Origin of the sequence: Mesorhizobium sp. M5C.F.Ca.IN.020.32.2.1, from assembly GCF_004023105.1 — a bacterium.
Lineage (GTDB): Bacteria > Pseudomonadota > Alphaproteobacteria > Rhizobiales > Rhizobiaceae > Mesorhizobium > Mesorhizobium wenxiniae.
In genome coordinates this window covers 1-2,092 of the sequence record NZ_RZSX01001011.1, presented here as the reverse complement: position 1 = coordinate 2,092, position 2,092 = coordinate 1, and the positions used below count along the sequence as shown (strand labels likewise).

1 protein-coding gene and 1 pseudogene are annotated in these 2,092 nt (G+C 63.2%); one reads left to right on the top strand and one right to left on the bottom strand.

Translation table 11 applies throughout. The annotated features are described in order from the left end of the window. Positions 1-408 (bottom strand): annotated as a pseudogene (locus tag EOA86_RS32190) (mannitol dehydrogenase family protein); the annotation flags it as partial. 176 nt (positions 409-584) lie between these two features. On the opposite strand from EOA86_RS32190, the gene uxaC reads away from it, so the two are divergent. Next, positions 585-1,994: a glucuronate isomerase gene (uxaC, locus tag EOA86_RS32185; protein WP_128345286.1), complete on the top strand. Its 1,410-nt coding sequence runs from the start codon at positions 585-587 to the stop codon at positions 1,992-1,994. Positions 1,995-2,092: the final 98 nt, after the last annotated feature.

Sequence of the window (2,092 nt, the reverse complement as noted above, 5' to 3'; positions counted from 1 at the left end):
GAGATAGGCCTTTTCGGTGATCGTCAGCGTGACGATGGAGGTGCGCGGGTCAGTCAGCGCGGCCAGCACCGCACCCGGACTTTCCGGGGCCACCAGCATCGACACGATCGAGCCTACGACGCGCAGGCTTTCGCTGTCGCTGCTCCTGACCGCCAGCGTGTAGAGCCCGTCCTGCGGCGCCAGCGCGTCGCGTGTCTCGGTGCTGCGCAGCGAGACGCCGACAATGCCCCAATCCATCTCTCCCGCCGCCAGGCAATCGTCGACATAGACTGCCTGATGGGCGCGGTGGAATGCGCCGACGCCGAGATGGACGATGCCGGGTAGGACACGGTTGCGGTCGTATCCTGGGACCGCGACCCAGGCCGGCAATGCCTGCCGCGTAGTGTTGGAAAGGCGTCTGTCTGTCATCGTGCGATGGGTCTGATCGAGCTGGTGCCGGGGTTGGCCGGCATGCGGCGTAACATCCGTTTCTTTCCCGCACAATGGGCTGACGTTGCGTAAAAGTCATCATACAACAATGTATTTTTTGTATGTTGACATAATTTCTTTCCAATCCTACCGATGACCGGGTTGGGAGGAACGACGTGGCCGCATTGACCGATCCGGATTTGCTGTTTCCCGCGGAGGCGCGTCCGCGTTCGGTTGCCCGCGAGCTTTATGCCGGGGTGAAGGACCTGCCGATCGTCAGCCCGCATGGTCACACCGATCCGCGCTGGTATGCGCTCAACGCGGCGTTTCCCGATCCGGCGCAATTGTTGATCGTGCCGGACCATTATATCTTCCGCATGCTGTTCAGCCAGGGCGTCCGGCTCGAGGACCTTGGTGTGCCGACGCTCGACGGCTCACCGGTGGAGACCGACGGCAGGACGATCTGGCGGCGCTTCGCCGAGCACTATTATCTGTTCCGCGGCACGCCGACGCGCCTGTGGTTCGACCATGTGCTTGCCCATCTGTTCGGCATTGAAGAGCCGCTGAACGCGGCGACGGCCGACCGCCACTACGATATAATTGCGACGCTGCTGCAGTGGGAGAATTTTCGCCCGCGAGCACTGTTCGAGCGCTTCAACATCGAGGTCATCGCGACGACCGAAGGCGCGCTCGACGATCTCAGATGGCACCAGATGATCCGCGACAGCGGCTGGGAGGGCCGCGTCGTCACCGCCTACCGGCCGGATGCAGTCGTCGATCCCGACTTCGAAGACTTTTCGGCCAATCTCGATCGGCTCGGCGACATCACCGGCTGCGACACCGGCACCTGGGCCGGCTATCTCGATGCGCATCGCCAGAGAAGGGCCTTCTTCAAAAGTTTTGGCGCGACCGCGTCGGATCACGGCCATCCGACAGCGGAGACCGCCAATCTGTCGGATGCCGCCGCACAGGAGCTGTTCAACCGCATCCGCCGGGGCTCGGACGACGAGCGCGAGCGAAAGCTGTTTCGTGCCCAGATGCTGACCGAAATGGCCAAAATGAGCCGCGACGATGGGTTGGTCCTGCAAATCCATCCCGGCTCCTGGCGCAATCATTCGCCTGCCGTCTTCCAGAGGTTCGGCAGGGACAAGGGGTTCGATATCCCGATCCGAACCGACTATGTGACGGCGCTGAGGCCGCTGCTCGACTGCGTCGGGCTGGAGCGCGACCTCACCATCATCCTCTTCACGCTCGACGAGACCAGCTATGCGCGCGAACTGGCGCCGCTCGCCGGCGTCTACCCGGCGCTGAAGCTCGGGCCGGCCTGGTGGTTCCACGACAGCCCTGAGGGCATGCGCCGGTTTCGCGAGATGACCACCGAGACGGCCGGCTTCTACAACACCGTCGGCTTCAACGACGACACCCGCGCCTTTCCATCCATCCCGGCTCGCCACGAGGTGGCGCGTCGGGTCGATTGCGCCTTTCTTGCGCGTCTCGTCGCCGAGCATCGGCTCCGCGAAGACGAGGCGCACGAGCTGGCGCAGGAACTTGCCTATACGCTCGCAAAAAAGGCGTACCGACTTTAACGGCGCTTGCCGCCATCGTTCAACGGGAGGAAACCAATGCTGCATTTTTCTAGACTGGCGGGAGCTACGCTAATGGCCGCCGCACTGATGGCCGGAAC